The sequence below is a fragment of the Barnesiella sp. An22 genome (assembly GCF_002159975.1).
In the GTDB taxonomy this organism is placed as follows: Bacteria; Bacteroidota; Bacteroidia; order Bacteroidales; family Barnesiellaceae; genus Barnesiella; species Barnesiella merdigallinarum.
Window position 1 is genome coordinate 1 of the sequence record NZ_NFJR01000043.1, and the last position, 1,831, is coordinate 1,831.

Here is a 1,831-nt window from a genome sequence, read left to right on the forward strand (position 1 = left end):
CCTTCTTCCTCGGTCGATTGGCCTCCTCCCGGCCCGATAAAGGCGGGGTTTGCTCCGCCCTTTCCCTTTGCGGCCTCACTGGACCCCGCCACCTCGTCATACCGCGCTGTGACGCGGTATCCAGGAATACTGTCTGCGGCAATACCCGCAGGTCCTTTCCCGTTTGCGGCCCCGCACTGGACCCCGCATCGGGTGCGGGGTGACCCGGTGTGTTCATTCTTCTCAACAGCGAGAAGAACGAACCAAGAAGCGCCGCCGCTGTTATCGGGCTTCTTCGCTCGGAGGCTGTCACCGCCCTCGGGGGCTGCGGAACTCGCTGTGCTCAAACAGTCCTTGCCCTTCTTCCTCGGTCGATTGGCCTCCTCCCGGCCCGATAAAGGCGGGGTTTGCTCCGCCCTTTCCCTTTGCGGCCTCACTGGACCCCGCCACCTCGTCATACTGCGCTGCGACGCGGTATCTAGGAGTACTGGCAAATGAATGCCTCGCCTTCCCTTTTCCTGGACCCCGCATCGAGTGCGGGGTGACCCGGTGTGTTCATTCTTCTCAACAGCGAGAAGAACGAACCAAGAAGCGCCGCCGCTGTTATCGGGCTTCTTCGCTCGGAGGCTGTCACCGCCCTCGGGGGCTGCGGAACTCGCTGTGCTCAAACAGTCCTCGCCCTTCTTCCTCGGTCGATTGGCCTCCTCCCGGCCCGATAAAGGCGGGGTTTGCTCCGCCCTTTCCCTTTGCGGCCTCACTGGACCCCGCCACCTCGTCATACCGCGCTGCGACGCGGTATCCAGGAATATCGTCTGCGGCACTTGTCCTTTGCCTTCCCTCTCTGGACCCCGCATCGAGTGCGGGGTGACTCATACACTGGACCTCGCATCGGGTGTGGGGTGACTCACACACTGGACCTCGCATCGAGTGCGGGGTGACACGGAGCGCATCGAGTGCGAGGTGACCCGAGCGGTGTGTGGAATTTACAGCGTGGCACTGGCATTGCCGCCTTCCACCGTTTCCCATCCGGTAATCTCGGCGTTGCATTCCTCCATGCCGACGGGGGTCTCCAGTGTGCCGGTCACCCGGTAGGCGGTGGTCATGTCGCCGTTAAAGTCCGCAAGGGCTTCCGTCAGGTCGACTTCCGTGTGCTGTGTGCGTCCGCCATCGGTGAAGACGATGTCCAGTACCAGCGTCTGCACGGCTCCCATCGTGCCCAGCAGGCGGGCGTCGGCCGTGAGCTTGCTGCCGTCACGGGTGAAGGAGAAGACCGTGGAGGTCGGTTCGCCGATGGTCTGTCCCTTCTCCATATCAAAAATTCCGGCTATGCCGCTGAGGGTGGCGGTCACGCTCTGTATCAGTTCGGGGCGTCCCTGTGTCACTTCCAGTTCCAGTTGCAGGTCACGTACACGCTGCATCGGAACAGGGCTGAGACGCAGGGTGTCGTCGGCTGTTACGGTAATCTCCTGACTGACGCTCTTCAGATAGCCCGGCAGGGAAATGACCGAGGTCCCGTCCGTGTGGGCATTGACCCGTGCCATTCGTCCGTCGAAAGTGAAACCTTCCGCACGGTTATAGACCACCATACGGTATGTTCCCGGAGCGAGCAGGTCGGGGTAGGTAAAAGGCGAGCCGGTGATGTCGGCCACCTTCCCGTCGATGTCGACTGCAAAATCCTCGTCGGCCGACACTCCCGTCAGACTGACGGTGACAGCTCCCTTGTCGGGGTGCGGCGTATCATAGAGCGTGTCCTTCACGCAGGAAGAGAGCAGCACGGCGGCTGCCATTCCCATCATATTTATATAGTGTCTTGCTTTCATATTCGATTCCTCCACGGTTAAAAGATTTTCCA

1 protein-coding gene is annotated in these 1,831 nt (G+C 61.1%); it reads right to left on the minus strand.

Features of this window, described 5'->3' with window-relative positions:
- Positions 1-962 precede the first annotated feature (962 nt).
- Entirely contained in the window at positions 963-1,775 is an 813-nt protein-coding gene (locus B5F38_RS14090) for a FimB/Mfa2 family fimbrial subunit (protein WP_241147877.1), read from the minus strand.
- Positions 1,776-1,831: the final 56 nt, after the last annotated feature.

What these genes read in the sequence shown, in the direction of transcription:
- B5F38_RS14090 (WP_241147877.1), bottom strand. Translation starts at nt 1,775, where the DNA reads ATGATGGGAATGGCAGCCGCCGTGCTGCTCTCTTCCTGCGTGAAGGAC.